Origin of the sequence: Enterobacter cloacae complex sp. IR5412 (genome assembly GCF_049237385.1) — a bacterium.
GTDB lineage: Bacteria > Pseudomonadota > Gammaproteobacteria > Enterobacterales > Enterobacteriaceae > Enterobacter > Enterobacter intestinihominis.
Window position 1 is genome coordinate 169,113 of record NZ_JBMKHQ010000007.1, and the last position, 19,493, is coordinate 188,605.

The 19,493-nt window shown below is 56.8% G+C and carries 18 protein-coding genes; 5 read left to right on the forward strand and 13 right to left on the reverse strand.

Annotated features, from left to right (window positions below; translation table 11 throughout):
• Window positions 1-55: 55 nt before the first annotated feature.
• Complete coding sequence (locus ACOTX2_RS14795; RefSeq protein ID WP_022646992.1) at window positions 56-955, reverse strand: LysR family transcriptional regulator; 900 nt, start codon at window positions 953-955, stop codon at window positions 56-58.
• Between the two features lie 107 nt (window positions 956-1,062).
• Here ACOTX2_RS14795 and ACOTX2_RS14800 point away from each other — a divergent pair, with 107 nt between their 5' ends.
• The gene (locus ACOTX2_RS14800; protein ID WP_045308048.1) at window positions 1,063-2,064 is read left to right on the forward strand and encodes a zinc-binding alcohol dehydrogenase family protein; all 1,002 of its coding nucleotides are present in this window, start codon (window positions 1,063-1,065) and stop codon (window positions 2,062-2,064) included.
• 111 nt (window positions 2,065-2,175) lie between these two features.
• Here ACOTX2_RS14800 and nadR read toward each other — a convergent pair whose 3' ends face one another.
• The 3 genes from nadR to serB all read right to left on the reverse strand — a co-directional run bounded on the left by nadR (window position 2,176) and on the right by serB (window position 5,873).
• Window positions 2,176-3,408: a multifunctional transcriptional regulator/nicotinamide-nucleotide adenylyltransferase/ribosylnicotinamide kinase NadR gene (gene nadR, locus ACOTX2_RS14805; protein ID WP_063148253.1), complete on the reverse strand. Its 1,233-nt coding sequence runs from the start codon at window positions 3,406-3,408 to the stop codon at window positions 2,176-2,178.
• A gap of 35 nt (window positions 3,409-3,443) precedes the next feature.
• Window positions 3,444-4,829 carry a DNA repair protein RadA gene (radA, locus tag ACOTX2_RS14810; RefSeq protein WP_003856523.1) on the reverse strand — a complete coding sequence of 462 codons (1,386 nt, stop codon included), beginning with the start codon at window positions 4,827-4,829 and terminating at the stop codon, window positions 3,444-3,446.
• 75 nt (window positions 4,830-4,904) lie between these two features.
• Window positions 4,905-5,873, reverse strand: a complete 969-nt coding sequence (serB, locus tag ACOTX2_RS14815) for a phosphoserine phosphatase (protein WP_003856524.1) — start codon at window positions 5,871-5,873, stop codon at window positions 4,905-4,907.
• 117 nt (window positions 5,874-5,990) lie between these two features.
• Here serB and ACOTX2_RS14820 point away from each other — a divergent pair, with 117 nt between their 5' ends.
• Both ACOTX2_RS14820 and lplA read left to right on the forward strand, forming a co-directional pair.
• Window positions 5,991-6,635 (forward strand): YtjB family periplasmic protein, encoded by a 645-nt coding sequence (locus ACOTX2_RS14820; RefSeq protein ID WP_015572615.1) that lies wholly within the window; start codon window positions 5,991-5,993, stop codon window positions 6,633-6,635.
• Window positions 6,636-6,674: 39 nt separating this feature from the next.
• Window positions 6,675-7,691: a lipoate--protein ligase LplA gene (gene lplA, locus ACOTX2_RS14825; protein ID WP_022646990.1), complete on the forward strand. Its 1,017-nt coding sequence runs from the start codon at window positions 6,675-6,677 to the stop codon at window positions 7,689-7,691.
• An 85-nt stretch (window positions 7,692-7,776) separates the two neighbouring features.
• Here lplA and deoD read toward each other — a convergent pair whose 3' ends face one another.
• From deoD to deoC, 4 genes are all read right to left on the reverse strand, one after another.
• On the reverse strand, window positions 7,777-8,496 hold the full coding sequence (gene deoD / locus ACOTX2_RS14830; protein ID WP_003856538.1) for a purine-nucleoside phosphorylase: 720 nt from the start codon (window positions 8,494-8,496) through the stop codon (window positions 7,777-7,779).
• A gap of 125 nt (window positions 8,497-8,621) precedes the next feature.
• Entirely contained in the window at window positions 8,622-9,845 is a 1,224-nt protein-coding gene (gene deoB / locus ACOTX2_RS14835) for a phosphopentomutase (protein WP_063148254.1), read from the reverse strand.
• A gap of 53 nt (window positions 9,846-9,898) precedes the next feature.
• On the reverse strand, window positions 9,899-11,221 hold the full coding sequence (gene deoA, locus ACOTX2_RS14840; protein ID WP_023299277.1) for a thymidine phosphorylase: 1,323 nt from the start codon (window positions 11,219-11,221) through the stop codon (window positions 9,899-9,901).
• Window positions 11,222-11,321: 100 nt separating this feature from the next.
• Entirely contained in the window at window positions 11,322-12,101 is a 780-nt protein-coding gene (deoC, locus tag ACOTX2_RS14845; protein WP_003856543.1) for a deoxyribose-phosphate aldolase, read from the reverse strand.
• A 263-nt stretch (window positions 12,102-12,364) separates the two neighbouring features.
• Between deoC and ACOTX2_RS14850 the strand changes: the two genes are divergently transcribed.
• Window positions 12,365-13,900, forward strand: coding sequence for a YjjI family glycine radical enzyme (locus ACOTX2_RS14850; protein ID WP_063843837.1), 1,536 nt, complete (start codon window positions 12,365-12,367; stop codon window positions 13,898-13,900).
• Window positions 13,875-14,735, forward strand: coding sequence for a YjjW family glycine radical enzyme activase (locus tag ACOTX2_RS14855; RefSeq protein WP_046619840.1), 861 nt, complete (start codon window positions 13,875-13,877; stop codon window positions 14,733-14,735). Before ACOTX2_RS14850 ends, ACOTX2_RS14855 begins: the two co-directional genes overlap by 26 nt.
• On the opposite strand, the gene ACOTX2_RS14860 is transcribed toward ACOTX2_RS14855, so the two are convergent.
• The 5 genes from ACOTX2_RS14860 to prfC all read right to left on the reverse strand — a co-directional run bounded on the left by ACOTX2_RS14860 (window position 14,730) and on the right by prfC (window position 19,482).
• Window positions 14,730-15,512, reverse strand: coding sequence for a TatD family hydrolase (locus ACOTX2_RS14860; protein ID WP_063146394.1), 783 nt, complete (start codon window positions 15,510-15,512; stop codon window positions 14,730-14,732). The two genes, ACOTX2_RS14855 and ACOTX2_RS14860, sit on opposite strands and share 6 nt — an antisense overlap.
• A complete protein-coding gene (locus tag ACOTX2_RS14865; protein ID WP_023299272.1) occupies window positions 15,509-16,561 on the reverse strand; it encodes a patatin-like phospholipase family protein in 1,053 nt (350 codons plus the stop codon). The genes ACOTX2_RS14860 and ACOTX2_RS14865 overlap by 4 nt, the downstream gene beginning before the upstream one ends.
• Window positions 16,562-16,683: 122 nt before the next feature.
• Window positions 16,684-16,845 carry a DUF1328 domain-containing protein gene (locus ACOTX2_RS14870; RefSeq protein WP_003856556.1) on the reverse strand — a complete coding sequence of 54 codons (162 nt, stop codon included), beginning with the start codon at window positions 16,843-16,845 and terminating at the stop codon, window positions 16,684-16,686.
• A 125-nt stretch (window positions 16,846-16,970) separates the two neighbouring features.
• The gene (gene osmY, locus ACOTX2_RS14875) at window positions 16,971-17,588 is read right to left on the reverse strand and encodes a molecular chaperone OsmY (RefSeq protein WP_022646982.1); all 618 of its coding nucleotides are present in this window, start codon (window positions 17,586-17,588) and stop codon (window positions 16,971-16,973) included.
• A gap of 304 nt (window positions 17,589-17,892) precedes the next feature.
• A complete protein-coding gene (gene prfC / locus ACOTX2_RS14880; protein ID WP_046619833.1) occupies window positions 17,893-19,482 on the reverse strand; it encodes a peptide chain release factor 3 in 1,590 nt (529 codons plus the stop codon).
• Between the last annotated feature and the right edge of the window lie 11 nt (window positions 19,483-19,493).

A 19,493-nucleotide genomic window follows, 5' to 3' on the forward strand; every position in this document is an offset into this window, starting at 1 on the left:
GCATCAGGCCGCACAGTGTGTAGGCCGGGTAAGGCGAAGCCGCCACCCGGCTTTTTTATTTGCCCACGTAATACCGCTTCACCTCATCAAACTGCATCGCAAAGTCGATATAGCTCATCAGCGCAGGCGAATTGAGCTTACGGCTCGGATAGGCCAGCCAGAGATCGTTCCCCTCAACGCGCCACTCCGGTAGCACCTTTACCAGCGCGCCCTTTTCAATTTTATCTTCCAGCAGGAATGCGGGTAACAGCGTGATCCCCGCCCCGGCAATGGCGCATTCTCGGGCGTACACCAGGTTATCCGTCATGTGGGCGTTATCCGGCAGGTAACGGTAATCCTCACTCTCGCTTCGCAGAAGCCACTCCGACCATGCCCGGTGCGTAATGCAGCGGTGATCCACCAGCTGTCGGGGATGGATTAACGGCGCCCGACGTGCCAGATAGTCAGGCGAGGCCAGCATGTAGCGCGGACAGTGCCCAATCATGCGACCAATCAGGGAAGAATCCTGCGGTTTGCCGGTGCGCAGCGCCACGTCAAAACCCGACTCGACCAGATCTACCACATCGTCTGAAATTGATACATCCAGCGACACGTCAGGGTAGCGAAGCTGGAACTCGGCATTCATATGCGCCAGCAGCGTCGCGCCAATCCCTGCCGGACAGGTGATCCTCAGCCGTCCGCTGGGGTTTTCTCGCAGCCGCTGAATGGCATACTCCGCGCGCTCGCTGGCCGCCAGCATCTCGCGGCAGTGCACCAGATAGTGCTCGCCCGCAAACGTCAGGCTTATTCTGCGCGTCGTGCGGTTAAGCAGGCGGATCCCCACCTGCTGCTCCAGCTGGCTAATGCGCTGGCTGACGCTGGATTTCGGCAGTTCAGCCTTCTGCGCCGCCGCAGTAAAGCTGCCCATCTCAGCCACCAGCGCAAACAGCGCCATATCCTGTAGCTGTTTAAACATGATTGTTCACCCTGTACGAACGCTGAGTTCTTGATTGTCCATCTTATCATGCAACTGACCACTTAATAGACTAGCCTCAACACAACGCATTCATTGAGGAGAACATCATGTCTGTTAAAGCCATTGCCGTTAACCCAGAAAATCCCTCCACCTTCGTTGAAATTACCCCGCCGATGCCGCAGCCCGGCGAGTACGATCTGCTGGTGGAGGTGAAAGCCGTCTCCGTAAACCCGGTGGACACCAAGGTACATGCAGGCATTGCTAAAAGCGGGCTGAAGGAGCCGCGCATTCTCGGGTGGGATGCCAGCGGGATCGTCAAAGCCGTCGGGGCTGGCGTCACCGGATTTAAACCGGGTGACGAAGTATGGTACGCGGGGGATATCACCCGACCGGGCAGCAATACCACGCACCAGCTTATCGATGCGCGCATTGTCGGGCACAAGCCTGCAAACCTTGGCTGGGCCTCTGCGGCAGCACTGCCGCTGACGGCGCTCACCGCGTGGGAAGGCCTGTTTGAACGGCTGAAGATTCAGGATGCCGACGCAGATAAAACGCTGCTGATAATTGGCGGCGCGGGTGGAGTCGGATCGCTGGCGATCCCGTTTGCGAAGCACAACAGCAAGGTGAAGATCGTCGCAACCGCCTCACGAGAAGATTCCGCCCGATGGTGTCGCGATCGCGGGGCTGACGTTGTCGTAGATTACCGCGACCTGAAGGGTGAACTGGCGAAACAGGGGCTCACCTTTGTGGATTACATTTTTATCCTCAACGACACCGACGGGCACTGGGATGCGGTCAGCGATCTGATTGCCCCTCAGGGACACATTTGTTCCATCGTTGAAAATGCGCATCCGCTAAACCAGGACAAGCTGAAGTCCAAATCTGCCGCCCTGCACTGGGAATTTATGTACACCCGCAGCATGTACCAGACCGCGGATATGGCGCGCCAGGGCGAGATTTTAAATGAGGTGGCGAAGCTGGTGGATAACGGCGTGGTGGAAAGCTCGCTCAGCGAAACGCTGCACGGGCTGAGCGTGGAAAGCATTACCGAAGCGCACCGCATGGTGCTGGAGGGGCATATGCGTGGGAAAGTGGTGGTTGAGTATTGAGTGGTTTGTTCCCCCTCACCCTGCCCTCTCCCCACGGGGGAGAGGGTAAAGACAGCTCCGTGCGATCCCCTCTCCCCTTTGGGGAGAGGGTTAGGGTGAGGGGTAAATCTTTTACCCCTGCTCACCCATCATCTCTTTCACCAGCTCGACGCAGCGCAGGAAACGGGTCTCGTAATCCGACTCTTCCACATGCACAAACTCAACGTTGTTCTCGTTAAGCATCTCCACCAGCATGGTCTGGAACTCCCGCCTGTCCACCGAGCTGCCCAGGCTGCGCATGCCGTCGGCAACCCATGGGGTGTTGTTTTCCAGCAGGATCACCAGATCAAAGCGGTATTCATCAATCAGCGCCTGCACAAACGGGTGCTCGCGCCCCTCGTACTTTTTGCAGAACGCCTGCGTGGTGACGAAATCGGTATCAATAAAGGCAACTTTATTGGCGTATTTCACCGCGAAATCAATGTACTGGGCATGACCAAGCGCGATTTTATCGTAGTCGGAATACTGTAATGCCATCTCGTCACCACCGAGGTGTGAGAAGACGTAATCGCGGCCATACTCCCACGCACTGGTGGTATTGAAGATATTCGCCAGCTTATTCACCAGCGTCGATTTCCCGCTCGACTCGCCGCCGAGGATCGCCACCGTACGCACGAAGAATGGCTTCACCTCGGTCGGAATGTAGTCCCAGTAGCGGAACGGGTTCTCGCGGATCTGCGCCCCGCTGATGTTCATAAAGGTGCGTTTAGGATCGATCAGCACGGTTTCGATGCCCAGATGCTCGCGGAACTGCGGCGCGTCGGACTCTTCAGAGGTGTAGATCCAGTTAGGCGCAATGCCCTTCTCTTCCATAAACGCTTTGATGCCGTTGCTCCACACGTCCCAGCCGTGCGGGTACGGCTCCATGCCCTCTTCGTTAAAGGCATGAATACGAATATTTTTCTGATACTTAAATGTCTGAAGTAGCCAGCGCAGGCGGTCCGGCACGGTGGGCTGCTGCGACATGGCGCTGTCTTCAAACAGCTGGCGATCGCGGGTTTCATCATAACCCATGATGATATGCAGCTCGTCGACCTGACTACAGGCGCGCTGGATCAGATAGATGTGGCCGGTATGCAGCGGGTAGAACTTACCGAACACCACGCCAATGTTCTTTTGCATCCGCGGAAATTCAAGCCCCAGAAAACGGTGCAGTGCTTCCAGCTTCTGCGCGCTGGGGCTTTTGATTTTGGCGTTCAGCAGTTGGCTCAGGTAGCCCTTGGTCATGCCGCTGGCGTCCGCTACCTGCTGTAACGTGCAACCCTTCTGGCGGATAGCGGTCTTGATGTAGTCAAATGATGACATAAATTACGGTGCCTCCTGCAAAATCGAATACGTAATTATAAGTCGTCAAAGACATTTAACGCATCTGCGAGTTTTTTAACGCCAAAAACCTGCATCCCTTCCGGAATTTTTTTCGGCACGTTGGCGGCCGGAACAATTGCGCGGCGGAAGCCATGTTTTGCCGCTTCGGAGATACGCTCCTGACCGCTCGGCACCGGGCGAATTTCGCCCGCCAGCCCTACTTCGCCAAATACCACCAGATCCTGCGGCAACGGTCTGTCACGCAGGCTGGAGACCATCGCCAGCAACAGCGCCAGATCCGCGCTGGTTTCCGTAACCTTCACCCCACCAACCACGTTGACGAACACGTCCTGATCCGCCATTTGCAGGCCGCCGTGACGGTGCAACACCGCCAGCAGGATCGCCAGGCGGTTCTGTTCCAGACCGACCGCCACGCGCCGCGGATTACCCATCATCGAGTGATCCACCAGCGCCTGAATTTCAACCAGCAGCGGACGCGTCCCCTCCCACAGCACCATCACCGAACTACCGGACGTAATTTCGTCGCCACGGCTCAGGAAGATGGCCGACGGGTTGCTGACTTCGCGCAGCCCCTGCTCGGTCATGGCAAACACGCCCAGTTCATTCACCGCGCCGAAGCGGTTTTTATGGCTGCGCAGGGTACGAAAACGGGAATCCGCATCGCCGTCGAGCATCACCGAGCAGTCGATACAGTGCTCAAGCACTTTCGGGCCGGCCAGCGAGCCGTCTTTGGTGACGTGGCCCACCATCACTATCGCTACGCCGCGCGTTTTGGCAAAGCGCGTTAAGTACGCAGCCGTTTCACGCACCTGCGCCACGCTCCCCGGTGACGACTGAATGTCCGCCATGTGCATCACCTGGATGGAGTCGATCACCATCAGCTTCGGCTGCTCTTCTTCGGCGATCATGCAGATCTGCTCGATGCTGGTTTCCGAGAGCATATTCAGATTGCCGGTCGGCAGACCGAGGCGGTGCGCGCGCATCGCCACCTGCTGGAGTGACTCTTCGCCCGTGACGTACAGGGTTTTCATCTGTTCGGCGAGCTTGCAGAGCGTTTGCAGCAGCAGGGTCGATTTACCCGCGCCCGGGTTACCGCCGATCAGAATAGCGCTGCCCGGCACTACGCCACCGCCGAGCACGCGGTCAAATTCTTTGAATCCGGTTGAGAAGCGCGGCAGCGCCTCAAGGCTGATATCCGAAAGTTTTTGTACCTTCGACACGCCTGCATTGCCCGCATAGCCGCTCAGGCGTTCATTGCGGGCCACGCTCGGCGAAGCCGCCACACCACGCACTTCGGTGATGGTGTTCCAGGCATGACAGGCGCTGCATTGCCCCTGCCAGCGCGGATAATCCGCACCACATTCATTACAGACAAATGCGCGTTTTGGAGCTTTCGCCACGGTTTACCTCGTTATTTCTGTGCGGTCTGCGCTCCGGATAGCGCTGACGCTTACCCGGCCTACAAAAGCAGGCCGCTATTTTTGATTAATGCTGCCGGAGAGAATGCAGAACACGCCCATCAGGTCAGCATGACGGATAGTGACTTCCGTCTTTTCATTCACTTTCGGCTTGGCGTGGTAGGCAATACCCAGTCCGGCAACTTTGATCATCGGCAGATCGTTCGCGCCATCACCGATGGCGACGGTCTGTTCGACCGGAATGGCGTATTTCTCCGCCAGACGCGTCAGCGTATTGGCTTTGTACTGCGCATCCACGATGTCGCCAATCACTTGTCCGGTGAGTTTGCCGTCCATGATCTCCAGCTCGTTTGCCACCACGGTGGTCAGACGCAGCTTGTCACGCAGGTAATCGGCAAAGAAGGTGAACCCACCGGAGGCAATCGCCACTTTCCAGCCGAGCGTCTCCAGCTTGAGCACCAGCTGCGTCAGCCCTGGCATCAGGGGCAGTTCATCGCGCACCTGACGCAAAATGTTAGCATCGGCCCCCTTCAGGGTCGCCACGCGCTGTCTCAGGCTGGCGGTGAAATCCAGCTCGCCGCGCATCGCGCGCTCGGTGACTTCCGCCACCAGCTCGCCGCTGCCCGCCAGTTTAGCAATCTCGTCAATACACTCGATCTGAATGGCGGTGGAGTCCATGTCCATCACCAGCAGGCCAGGCGTTTTCAGGTGCGGAATTTTGCCGAGCGGGGCTACGTCCAGCCCGGCATCGTGCGCCAGACGCGTGGCGCGCTGCGTCAGGGAACCCGCCAGGCGAATAACCTGATAATCTTCCACGCACCAGGCCGCAACGATGACCATCGCTGCGCCCAGTTTAGTTTGATACTGGGTGAGGCGTTGCTTATCCAGGCCGCGTCCGTACAGCAGCCAGCCGCTACGGCCAGCGTGGTAATCGAGAGGCATCACCTCATCGCCACTTAAAGAGAGCGGCAATCCTGGCCATAAAGAGACATCCGTTGGCAGGTCGCACCAGGTAATGTTCGGCATTGAAGCTCCTGTAATTTCGTTCGCGCCGGAAGGTTCCAGAGGGAAAATAACGCATGAGGCTACCCTGTAACCATCACTTCTGGCAACATTAAGCCGTAAATTTTAAGCAGGTGGAATATGGCTCGCGCAAAACTGAAATTCCGGCTTCATCGCGCCGTGATTGTCCTGATCTGTCTCGCACTATTAGTGGCGCTTATGCAGGGGGCATCCTGGTTTAGCCAGAATCACCAACGACAGCGTAACCCACAGTTTGAAGAACTGGCCCGTACGCTGGCGCGCCAGGTGACGCTCAACGTTGCGCCGTCTATGCGCACCGAAACGCCGGATGACAAGCGGATAGCGCAGGTATTGCGCCAGCTTACGGAAAACAGCCGCATTCTGGATGCGGGCGTGTACGATGAACAGGGCGACCTGATTGCCCGCGCGGGTGAGCATGTCGACGTGCGCGACAGGCTGGCGCTGGACGGCAAAAAAGCTGGCGGTTATTTCAATCAACAAATCGTTGAACCCATTCAGGGCAAGAATGGCCCACTCGGCTATTTACGTCTGACACTCGACACCCACACCCTGCCAACCGAAGCCAAACAGGTGGATAACACCACCAATATTTTGCGCCTGATGCTGCTGCTCTCGCTGGCGATTGGCGTGGTACTGGCGCGCACGCTGCTGCAAGGCAAGCGCACCCGCTGGCAGCAGTCGCCGTTCCTGTTAACCGCCAGCAAGTCAGTTCCCGAAGAGGAAGAGAGCGAGAAGAAAGAATAGTGATAAAGTAGGCGGATGATTCGGAAAAGGAACTCTGCCATGTCGACGTTACGCCTGCTTATCTCTGACTCTTACGATCCCTGGTTTAATCTCGCGGTGGAAGAGTGCATCTTCCGCCAGATGCCCGCCACCCAGCGCGTCCTGTTTCTCTGGCGCAACGCTGATACGGTCGTTATTGGCCGCGCGCAAAATCCGTGGAAAGAGTGTAACACCCGCCGTATGGAAGAGGACAACGTCCGCCTGGCGCGCCGCAGCAGCGGCGGCGGTGCGGTGTTCCACGATCTCGGCAACACCTGCTTTACCTTTATGGCGGGCAAGCCGGAATACGACAAAACCATCTCGACCTCCATTGTGCTCAACGCGCTCAATTCGCTCGGCGTGACGGCTGAAGCCTCGGGTCGTAACGATCTGGTGGTGAAAACACCTGAAGGCGACCGGAAAGTGTCAGGCTCAGCCTACCGCGAAACGATGGATCGCGGATTCCACCACGGCACATTATTGCTGAATGCCGATCTGAGCCGTCTGGCAAACTATCTGAACCCGGACAAGAAAAAGCTCCAGGCGAAAGGCATTACCTCCGTGCGCGGTCGCGTGGCGAATCTGGTGGATCTGCTGCCGGGGATTACTCATGAGCAGATTTGCGACGCGATCCGTGAAGCCTTTTTCAAGCATTACGGTGAACGCGTAGAAGCCGAGGTGATTTCTCCGGATAAAACCCCGGACCTGCCCAACTTCGCGGAAACCTTTGCGCGCCAGAGCAGCTGGGAGTGGAACTTCGGTCAGGCACCGGCGTTTTCACACCTGCTGGATGAGCGATTTACATGGGGCGGCGTTGAGCTGCACTTTGACGTGGAGAAGGGCCATATTACCCGCACGCAGGTCTTTACGGATAGTCTCAATCCTGCACCGCTGGAGGCGCTGGCCGCACGTTTACAGGGCTGTCTGTATCGGGCGGATATGCTGCAGCAGGAATGTGATGCATTAATTGGGGATTTTCCTGAGCAGGAAAAAGAGCTGCGGGATGTATCGGCGTGGATTGCTCAGGCCGTGCGCTAGTAAAAAAGCCCGCTGGCGCTGCGCTTAGCGGGCCTACAAAACCGTAGGCCGGGTCAGGCGAGGCCGCCACCCGGCACAACAGCTCTTACTCTTTATCGCCCAGCAGAACGGATTCCAGCGCGATTTTGATCATGTCGTTGAAGGTGGTCTGACGCTCGGCAGCGGTGGTCTGCTCGTGAGTACGGATATGGTCAGACACGGTGCAGATGGTCAGCGCTTTCGCACCGAATTCAGCCGCCACGCCGTAAATACCGGCCGCTTCCATTTCTACGCCCAGAATGCCGTATTTTTCCATCACGTCGAACATATCGCCTTCTGGCGAGTAGAACAGATCGGCAGAGAACAGGTTGCCCACGCGCGCGTCAACGCCCAGCGCTTTTGCTGCGTCAACCGCGTTACGCACCATGTCAAAATCAGCGATGGCCGCAAAGTCATGATCTTTAAAGCGAATGCGGTTGACTTTAGAGTCGGTGCACGCGCCCATGCCGATCACCACGTCACGCAGCTTAACGTCCATGCGCACCGCGCCGCAGGAGCCGACACGGATGATTTTCTTCACGCCGAAATCGGTGATCAGCTCTTTGGTGTAGATGGAGCAGGATGGGATACCCATGCCGTGACCCATCACGGAGATTTTGCGGCCTTTATAGGTACCGGTGAAGCCCAGCATGCCACGCACGTTGTTCACTTCACGCACGTCTTCGAGGAAGGTTTCTGCAATGTGTTTCGCGCGCAGCGGGTCGCCCGGCATCAATACGACGTCAGCGAAATCACCCATTTCTGCATTAATGTGAGGAGTTGCCATCTTCAGTTCCTTTTACATTGTTGTTTTTGCCGGGTGGCGGCTGCGCCTTACCCGGCCTACATTCTGTTCTCCCTCTCCCTGTGGGAGAGGGTCGGGGTGAGGGCATCAGGCCTCACCCAATCCGTTTAGAACATAGCCTTGCCATATTCCATGTCAGACGTACCAAAGTATTTCGCAATCGTCTGGCCGATGTCCGCGAAGGTTTCACGGTGACCCAGCGAGCCCGGTTTGACTTTGGGGCCGTACACCAGCACCGGAATGTGCTCACGGGTGTGGTCGGTACCGGTCCAGGTCGGGTCACAGCCATGGTCAGCGGTCAGGATCAGAATGTCATCTTCCCCCACCAGCTCCATCAGCTCTGGCAGACGGCGGTCAAACAGCTCCAGACCCGCGGCATAACCGGCAACGTCGCGACGGTGACCCCAGGAGGAGTCGAAGTCCACGAAGTTGGTGAAGACAATGGTCTTGTCGCCCGCTTCTTTCATCTCTTTGATGGTGGCGTCGAACAGCGCATCCAGACCGGTCGCTTTGACCTTTTTGGTGATGCCGCAGTTAGCGTAGATGTCCGCGATTTTACCTACGGAAACGACCTGGCCGTCTTTCTCGTCGACGAGTTTTTGCAGCACGGTCGGCGCCGGTGGCTCCACGGCCAGATCGTGACGGTTGCCGGTACGCTGGAAGTTACCCGCTTTGTCGCCGATAAACGGACGCGCGATAACACGGCCAATATTGTAGCCGCCTTCGGTCAGCTCTTCACGGGTGATCTCGCACAGCTCGTACAGTTTATCCAGGCCAAACGTCTCTTCGTGGCAGGCGATCTGGAACACAGAGTCAGCAGAGGTATAGAAAATCGGTTTGCCGGTTTTCATGTGCTCTTCGCCGAGCTGATCCAGAATCACGGTACCGGAAGAGTGGCAGTTGCCGAGGTAGCCCGGCAGGTTGGCGCGCTTCACCAGCTTATCGAGCAGCTCCTGCGGGAAGCTGTTCTCGTGATCGGAGAAGTAACCCCAGTCAAACAGCACCGGCACGCCAGCGATTTCCCAGTGACCGGACGGCGTATCTTTACCGGAAGAGAGCTCGTGCGCCCACGCGTAGGCGCCCACCACTTCCGCGTTTCCGTCCATACCGGCTGCGATTTTACCGGTAGAACCTTCATGCGCTTTTACCAGCCCGAGGCGGGTCAGGTTTGGCAGGTTCAGAGGGCCTTTACGACCGTTGTCCGCTTCGCCTTTTGCACAGGCTTCCGCGATGTGACCCAGGGTATCGGAACCCACGTCACCAAAACGTTCTGCATCTTCGGTTGCGCCGATGCCGAATGAGTCCAGCACCATAATAAATGCACGTTTCATAATTGTTCTCCGTACTTAGTGCTTCATAAAAATGCGATCAGATCAGTATACCGCTATTCAGTGATACGACGATAGACCGTCGGTGTGGTTTCCGGTGCTTTATCGTCAAGAGTTATTGCCGCCTTCACCGCTTTCGCCGCGTCCTGCCAGCTGGCTTCGTCTTTCGCGTGGATCACCGCCAGCGGACGTTGGCCGTCAACGCTGTCGCCCAGACGGGCCATATCGGTAAAGCCGACGCTGTAATCAATGGTGTCCGATGCCTGACGACGACCGCCGCCCATAGACACGACCGCCATGCCGAGCGCGCGGGTATCCATAGCCGAGACAAAGCCTTCACTGTCCGCATAGACCGCTTTGCTGAGCATCGCGGTGGGCAGGTATTTCGCGTAGTTTTCCACGAAGTCGGTCGGGCCTTTCTGCGCCGCCACCATCCGACCAAAGATCTCCGCCGCTTTGCCGTTGTCCAGCACCGCCTGAAGCTTCGCGCGCGCGTCAGCGTCGTCTTTGGCCAGCTTGCCGGAGATTAACATCTCAACGCACAGCGCCATGGTGACATCGAACAGGCGCGGGTTACGGTATTCGCCTGTGAGGAACTGCACGGCCTCGCGGACTTCAACGGCGTTACCGGCGCTGGACGCCAGCACCTGGTTCATGTCCGTCAGCAGTGCGGTGGTGCGCACGCCCGCGCCGTTGGAAACGCCAACGATCGCTTCAGCCAGCGCCTCAGAGAGTTCATAGGTCGGCATAAACGCGCCGCTGCCCACTTTCACATCCATCACCAGCGCGTCCAGCCCTTCCGCCAGCTTTTTGGCGAGGATAGAGGCGGTGATCAGCGGGATGGAGTCTACGGTCGCGGTAATGTCACGCGTCGCGTAGAAACGCTTGTCTGCTGGCGCAAGAGAGCTGGTCTGGCCGATAATCGCCACGCCAACGTCTTTAATAATGTCGCGGAAGCGGTTGTCATCCGGGAAGATATCGAAGCCCGGAATGGCTTCCAGTTTGTCGAGCGTACCGCCGGTATGACCCAGGCCGCGCCCGGAAATCATCGGGATGTAACCGCCGCAGGCTGCCACCATCGGGCCAAGCATCAGGGAGGTCACGTCGCCCACACCGCCGGTGGAGTGTTTGTCCACAATCGGGCCGTTGAGGTTAAGGCTTTTCCAGTCCAGAACGGTTCCTGAATCTCGCATCGCCATGGTCAGGGACACGCGCTCAGGCATCGACATATCGTGGAAGAAAATGGTCATCGCCAGAGCCGCAATCTGCCCTTCAGAGATGGTGTTATCACGAATGCCGTTGATAAAGAAGCGGATCTCTTCGTCGCTTAATGCATGACCATCACGTTTTTTACGAATAATTTCTTGTGCGAGAAACACGGTAACCTCCATGCGGAATCGGGTGAATGGCGGCGGGTATGTTGACCCGCCCTACGATCCTGTAGGCCGGGTTAGCGTAGCGCCACCCGGCAATTCAAACTTAGTAGCTGCTTGCGCTCTTACCGTCACCGTGACCCAGCGCTTTCAGCAGGCTGGCCAGCAGGCTGGACGCGCCGAAGCGGTAGTGGCGGGAGTCCGCCCAGTCGGCGCCGAACAGCTCGTCGGCAATCGCCAGAAACTGCTGCGCGTCTTCTGCGGTACGCACGCCGCCTGCCGGTTTGAAGCCAACGGTTTTGGACACGCCCATATCACGGATAACTTCCATCATGATGCGCGCGCTTTCCGGAGTCGCGTTGACCGGCACTTTACCGGTAGAGGTTTTAATGAAATCCGCGCCCGCTTTGATAGAGATTTCAGACGCTTTACGAATCAGCGCCTCTTCTTTCAGCTCGCCGGTTTCGATGATCACTTTAAGCAGCACGTTTGCCGCCGCACATGCGTCTTTACAGGCTTTCACCAGGTCAAAACCGACCTGCTCGTTGCCGGCGATCAGCGCGCGGTACGGGAATACCACGTCAACTTCGTCTGCGCCGTACGCAATCGCCGCGCGGGTTTCCGCCAGCGCGATCTCGATGTCGTCATTACCGTGCGGGAAGTTAGTCACGGTCGCAATGCGCACGTCCGGCGTGCCCTGTTCTTTCAGCGTTTTGCGGGCAATCGGGATAAAGCGCGGGTAGATACAGACGGCGGCGGTATTACCCACTGGCGTTTTTGCCTGATGGCACAGGGCGATGACTTTTTCATTGGTGTCGTCATCATTCAGGGTGGTCAGGTCCATCAGTTTCAACGCGCGCAGGCTGCTTGCAGTTAAATCGGTCATAACATTCTCCAACGGCAGTGCCGTATAAATTTTACCTTGCGGGTCTGTGAGTATTCTAACATTCACCCGCATCCACACTTCGACATTCATCACAGTTAATGAAAACTGTGTGCAAATTTGCATTACTGTAATGAGATCTTCTTCAAACTTTCATGCGTCAACCGCCGACAAAAGCAGCGATGCCCCCTGTCGGATCAAAAGCCCCGGCAGGCTGGCTTCTTACAATTCGTTCACCATCCGCAGAACCCTCAAGGAAGTTGAACATGCCCGACGCCCTGCAACAACGATGCCAGCACATTGTGACCAGCCCGGTGTTAACCCCGGAACAAAAACGTCATTTTCTGGCGCTGGAAGCGGAGAACAATCTGTTCTATCCCGCTCTGCCAGAGGCGGCCCGCGCCGCGCTGGACGAGGGATACATCTGCGACATGTTCGAAGGTCATGCACCTTACAAACCGCGCTACGTGCTGCCGGACTACGCTAAATTTCTGGCTAACGGCTCAGAATGGCTGGAGCTGGAAGGGGCGAAAGATCTGGATGATGCCCTCTCACTGCTCACTATCCTTTATCACCATGTTCCGTCCGTCACATCAATGCCAGTCTATCTGGGTCAGCTCGATGAGATACTCAACCCATATGTTAAAATTCTAACACAGGATGAAATCGATAGCCGAATAAAACGTTTCTGGCGTTACCTGGACAGAACCCTGCCCGATGCCTTTATGCATGCCAATATCGGCCCGGCGGATACGCCCGTCACGCGTGCCATTTTGCGAGCGGACGCAGAGCTGAAGCAGGTCGCGCCGAACCTGACCTTTATTTACGACCCGGACGTCACCCCTGACGATCTGCTGCTGAGCGTGGCGAAAAACATTTGTGAGTGCAGTAAGCCGCATATTTCCAATGGCCCGGTGAATGATAAAATTTTCACAAAAGGTCGCTATGGCGTGGTGAGCTGTTACAACTCCCTGCCGCTGGCGGGCGGCGGTAGCACGCTGGTGCGCCTTAACCTGAAAGCGATTGCGGAGCACAGCCGCTCACCGGAAGACTTTTTCACCCGTACCCTTCCCCACTACTGCCAGCAACAAATCGCGATCATCAATGCGCGCTGCGATTTTTTATATGAACAATCCGGCTTCTTTGAGAATAGCTTCCTGGTGAAAGAGGGGCTGATTGATGCCGATCGTTTTGTACCGATGTTTGGCATGTACGGTCTGGCCGAAGCGGTAAACGTGCTGTGCGAGAAAGCAGGCATTACGGGACGGTACGGTAAAAACGAGCAGGCCAATGCGCTGGGTTACCGCATCAGTGAACAGCTGGCGGCGTTCGTTGAAAACACGCCGGTGAAACACGGCTGGCAGCACCGCGCGATGCTGCACGCGCAGTCAGGGATCAGTTCTGATTCAGGCACCACGCCGGGGGCGCGTCTGCCGTACGGTGACGAGCCAGATCCCATCAGCCACCTGCTGGCCGTAGCCCCGCACCATAAACACTATCATTCGGGGATCAGCGATATTCTCACCCTGGATGAGACGGTTAAACGCAATCCTCAGGCGGTGGTGCAGCTGTGCCTGGGAGCGTTCAACGCCGGTATGCGTGAGTTCACCGCGAATGTGGCCGGAAACGACCTGGTGCGCGTCACCGGGTATATGGTGCGGCTCTCCGATCTGGAGAAATATCGGGAGGCCGGCTCGCGCACCAACACCACCTGGCTCGGCGAGGAGGCCGCGCGCAATACCCGTATTCTGGAACGTCAGCCACGCGTGATAAGCCATGAACAGCAGATGCGCTTTAGTTAGTCAGGTTATTCCCTTCTCCTGCGTGGACGGGCCGGGCAGCCGCCTGGCGCTGTTCCTCCAGGGCTGTAACCTGCGCTGCAAAACCTGCCACAACCCGTGGACCATCGGGCGCTGCAACGACTGCGGCGACTGTGTTCCCCACTGTCCTCATGATGCGCTGACGATTCAGGCCGGGCGCGTCTGGTGGCAGGAGAGTCACTGTCAGCAGTGCGATACCTGCCTGCACCTGTGTCAGCAGCAGGCGACGCCGATGGCGCAGCGATACAGCGTCGAGGAGATCCTCTCACGGATCCGCACGTCCGCGCCGTTTATTGAGGGCGTGACCGTCAGCGGGGGTGAGGCCACCACGCAGCTGCCGTTTGTGGTTGCGCTGTTCACCGCGATCAAAGCCGATCCGTCCCTGCGCCATCTGACGTGCCTGGTGGACAGCAACGGCCTGTTAAGCGAAACCGGCTGGCAAAAGCTGTTACCGGTGTTTGACGGCGCGATGGTGGATCTGAAAGCCTGGGGCAATGAACATCACCGTTTTCTGACCGGGCGCGAAAACACGCTGATCAAGCAGAGCATCCGCTGGCTGGCCGATCGTCATCGCCTGACGGAGCTGCGCCTGCTGGTGATCCCCGATCGGTGTGATTATCTGCAACATCTGTCATCGCTGACCGCTTTTATCCACGCGTTGGGGAACGTTCCGGTGCGGATCAACGCGTTTCATGCCCATGGGGTTTACGGGGAGGCGGCGCGATGGCGGAGCGCCACGCCGGAGGACATCGAGCCGCTGGCGCAGGCCCTGGAACGACAGCAGATCACGGTGATCCGCCCGGCCCTTTATCTATAGCGTGATGCCGAAGACCGCGCGGGTATTTTCCAGCAGCGCGCTGGCAATCACATCTTCAGGCTCCTGACGCAGCTCGCACAGCACATCAAAAACGCGCGCCGCCTGCTCCGGACGGTTGGGCTGGCCCTGAAAACCATTCAGCGGCATGTCAGGGGCATCCGTTTCCAGCAGGAGCGAAGACAGGGGGAGCTGCGCCATCACATCCCGGGTTTTGCTGGCACGCGGATAGGTGATAGTGCCACCGACACCAATTTTATAGCCCAGCTCGATAAAACGCTGCGCCTGCTGAAGGCTTCCAGCGAAACCATGGACCACGCCCCTGCGCGGCACGTCGATGCGCTTCAGGTGCATCGCCAGTTTGTCATGGGTGCGCCTGGAGTGGAGGATCACCGGCAGATCGTGGCGCTTTGCCAGCCGGAGCTGCGCATCCAGGATCGTCTGCTGGCGTTCAAACTGCGGATCTTCACGATAGAGATCGAGGCCGATCTCACCGATGGCAACCAGCTTCGTATCCGCGTTTTGCAGCGTGGCATCCAGCCTGTCGAGATGGTCATCAAGATGGTGCTCAATCACGATCGGATGCAGACCCAGCGCGGCATACAGCGCATCGTGACCCTGGGCAAGCGCCAGGACTTTCTCGAATCTCGCCGCTTCAATAGCGGGCACAATAATGGCTCTCACACCGGCCTCAGCCGCACGCGCAATACTTGATGTTTCCACCCCGCTAAACGGCGGGAAATCAAAGTGGCAATGGGTATCGATAAAAGAGTGCGTCACGCCAGGTCCTCGTTATCGAGTATGCCGTCGTTGGCCTGCGGCGCGTCCACCAGCGGCATCGCCACCGCGTCATTGGCCACACTAGCGGGTGGCAATATGATGCTTTTATGCCGATGAAGAGGCGGTTGCTCGGCCAGCATTTTCCCGACGGTCGCCAGGAAGTAACGCCCGCATAGCCGCCCCGTTTTGTAATCCATACGCAACGCAGGCAGCCGACTGCCCAGCGCCATGCTCAGCAGCGGCTTCGGCGGATAAATTTCAAAGATGCGCAGCTTGCCCGGTGGTTTTTCAATAAAACGCTGCATCGCGCCGTAGGTGGTTTCATGCTGCTTCGCGATATTCACCAGCGGTTGCAGGCTGCTGTCGCCCAGCCAGCGTTCCATCCGCTTAAACCACTGTGGGGTGTAATACATCTGCGAAGGTACCGTGCGGATCACCACAATGGTTTTCGCCCCGCGCCGCGCGGCCTCCTGTACCGGCACCGCGTCGCTGATACCGCCGTCAAGATAGTTTATCCCCTCCAGCAGCGCGCCGGTACGGTAGAAACCCGGGATCGCGCTGGAAGCGCGAATGATATCCAGCCAGTTCTCTTTCTGCGGCGAAAAGTAACCCGGCGAATAGTCATCGCCACGGCTGGCGCACATCCAGAACGCTTTGCCGGTATCGAACAGTCGTGACGCGGTATCCATGGCCAGCGGCATCTGGCTGGAGGTGGCATCCAGTAACCAGTCGAGATCGATCAGGTTCCCGCCGCGCACGAAGCGTACCGGATTGAAGAATTCTTTGGAGGTGGTGTAGCGCATAATCACTTTGCGCGCATAGCCGGGCTGGTTGCAGACATAGGCGGAGAGGTTCTGCGCCCCGGCAGAGGTACCGAAGTAGAGATCGAACGGGTTGAATTGCGCGCGCATAAATTCGTCGAGCACGCCGGCGGTAAAAATACCGCGCTGCCCGCCTCCTTCACAGACCAGCGCAAGCTGGCCTGCATGAAACGGTTTTAACGTCAGCGGCGCAATATTGCCGAGCGTCACGGGAATTCGTTGCCCCACCTCTGCCTTCCTGTTTTCATTATTTTGATGAGACACAGTAACGCACATTCCCGATGGTTCTCAAACGAGAAAAAGCCAGTCACGAGGACTGGCTTGAGTTTGTTTAATAACTATTGCGTTTGCTACGGGCGACGTCGACCCGTAAACAGGCTGACCAGGAACAGAATAATACCGACGACGAAAACAATTTTCGCTGCCCATGCCGCGGTACCCGCCAGTCCACCAAAGCCCAATGCGGCGGCAATTAACGCGATAACCAGAAATATAATGCCCCAACGAAACATAAGCCTCTCCTTTACCATAGTTAATGTCGGCCGCTAAACGTGAGCGCTCAGGTCACTCACCGGCTTTTCCAGAGTCGTTTTTATTTCGCCCGCGGTTTTCAGCCAGACGGGCGAGTGGTACTGCTTTACTTCGTTTTCAGATCGTTTTTGACGCTTTTCACACCATCAATAGCTTTCGCAATTGACTCGGCACGATCGCTTTGTGCCTGGTTCTCAACCGTACCGGACAGCTGGACCACGCCATCGGTGGTTTCAACTTTCACCATACGGGATGGCACGATGTCGTCAGCTAACAGTTTAGCTTTGATTTCGCTGGTAGTTGCTGCATCTCCGGCATAGCCCTTCACCGACGATTCTTTGCTGTCACGTACGTGCAGTTTGTCGCTTACAGAGCTTACGCCCTCAACGCCTTTCGCTACTTTAACGGCCTCTTCAGCCTGAGTCTGGCTTTCAACGAAACCGCTCAGAGTGACAACCTTGTTGTCGGTTTTAACAGAAATATCGGTGCTCTTAATGGATTCATGATCCACCAGTGCGGCTTTCACTTTTGCTGTGATAGAGCTGTCATCCATGAAATTACCGACTTTATTCATAGAGCTATCGATTTTTTCCCCTGCGGTATTAGCGGTATTTTGCGCTTTATCCATGGTGCTGGATTCCGCCAGAGCAGAACCGCTTACCAGGACACTACCCAACGTTACAGCCAGCAGAGTTTTAGAAATCTTCAGTCTTGTCATATTCATCGATTTATTCCTGTGTTTTGCCCGTTATTTGGGCGACATACTTCCCTAAATCTTGGTTTTATATATTGCGAATTAACACACGGGCGAAATGGAGAACCAGTGGACATGCATTGAACAGTTAATTCATCCACGCCCGGTGCTAAACACTGAGTTAAATATAGATCACAATCAGAGGGGTGCATTCAGAATTGGGGAAAAAACGAACGAATAGCGAAAAATTACGTTGAATTAAGAACATTCCGCAAGGGTTTAATAACACTGGAATTAAAGAAGAGCACGGCGGCTGCCGTGCTCTGTGAGGGAATTAATGCTCGCGCGTTTTGCGGAACTGAACGTCGGGATAACGTTCCTGCGTCAGGTTCAGGTTAACCATAGTCGGGGCGATATAGGTCAGATTATCGCCACCGTCCAGCGCCAGCTGAACTTCGTTCTTACGCTTAAACTCTTCGAATTTCTTCACGTCTGAACATTCAACCCAGCGCGCGGTCGCCACGTTCACCGATTCGTAAATCGCTTCCACGTTGTACTCGCTCTTAAGACGGGCAACTACCACGTCAAACTGGAGCACACCCACCGCGCCCACGATCAGATCGTTGTTGGCGATAGGGCGGAACACCTGTACAGCCCCCTCTTCCGAAAGCTGGACCAGGCCTTTCAGCAGCTGCTTCTGCTTAAGCGGATCGCGCAGGCGAATGCGACGGAACAGTTCCGGCGCGAAGTTCGGGATACCGGTGAACTTCATCATCTCGCCCTGCGTGAAGGTATCGCCGATCTGAATGGTACCGTGGTTGTGTAAACCAATGATGTCACCCGGATAGGCTTCTTCCACGTGCGAACGGTCGCCCGCCATGAAGGTCAGCGCGTCGGAGATCACTACGTCTTTACCAATACGCACCTGACGCAGCTTCATGCCCTTTTCGTACTTACCGGAAACCACGCGCATAAAGGCGACGCGGTCGCGGTGTTTCGGGTCCATGTTGGCCTGAATTTTAAAGACGAAGCCGGAGAACTTCTCTTCCTTCGCTTCTACTACGCGGGTGTCGGTTTTACGCGGCATCGGCTGCGGGGCCCACTCAACCAGACCGTCGAGCATATGGTCAACGCCGAAGTTGCCGAGTGCAGTACCGAAGAAGACCGGGGTAATGTCACCGCTCAGGAACAGCTCTCTGTCGAACTCGTGAGAGGCGCCTTTGACCAGCTCAAGCTCATCGCGCAGTTGCGCGGCCAGCTCTTCACCGACAGCGGCGTCCAGCTCCGGGTTGTCCAGCCCTTTCACGATACGGACTTCCTGAATAGTGTGGCCCTTACCGGTCTGATACAGGTAGGTTTCGTCTTTATAGAGGTGGTAAACCCCTTTGAACAGCTTGCCGCAGCCAATCGGCCAGGTGATTGGCGCGCAGGCGATTTTCAGCTCGTTTTCCACTTCATCCATCAGCTCCATCGGATCACGGATGTCACGGTCGAGTTTGTTCATAAAGGTAAGGATCGGCGTATCGCGCAGACGAGTGACTTCCATCAGCTTGCGGGTACGATCTTCAACACCTTTCGCGGCGTCGATCACCATCAGGCAGCAGTCCACGGCCGTCAGGGTACGGTAGGTATCTTCGGAGAAGTCTTCGTGCCCCGGGGTGTCCAGCAGGTTCACCAGGCAGTCATGATACGGGAACTGCATCACGGAGGTGGTAATCGAAATACCACGCTGCTTTTCCATCTCCATCCAGTCGGATTTAGCATGCTGGCTGGAGCCACGGCCTTTAACGGTACCCGCGGTCTGGATCGCCTGTCCGAACAGCAACACCTTCTCGGTGATGGTCGTTTTACCGGCATCCGGGTGCGAGATAATGGCAAAAGTGCGGCGTTTGGCCACCTCTTGCAGATAAGGAGACAACGTCATAATCAATTCTT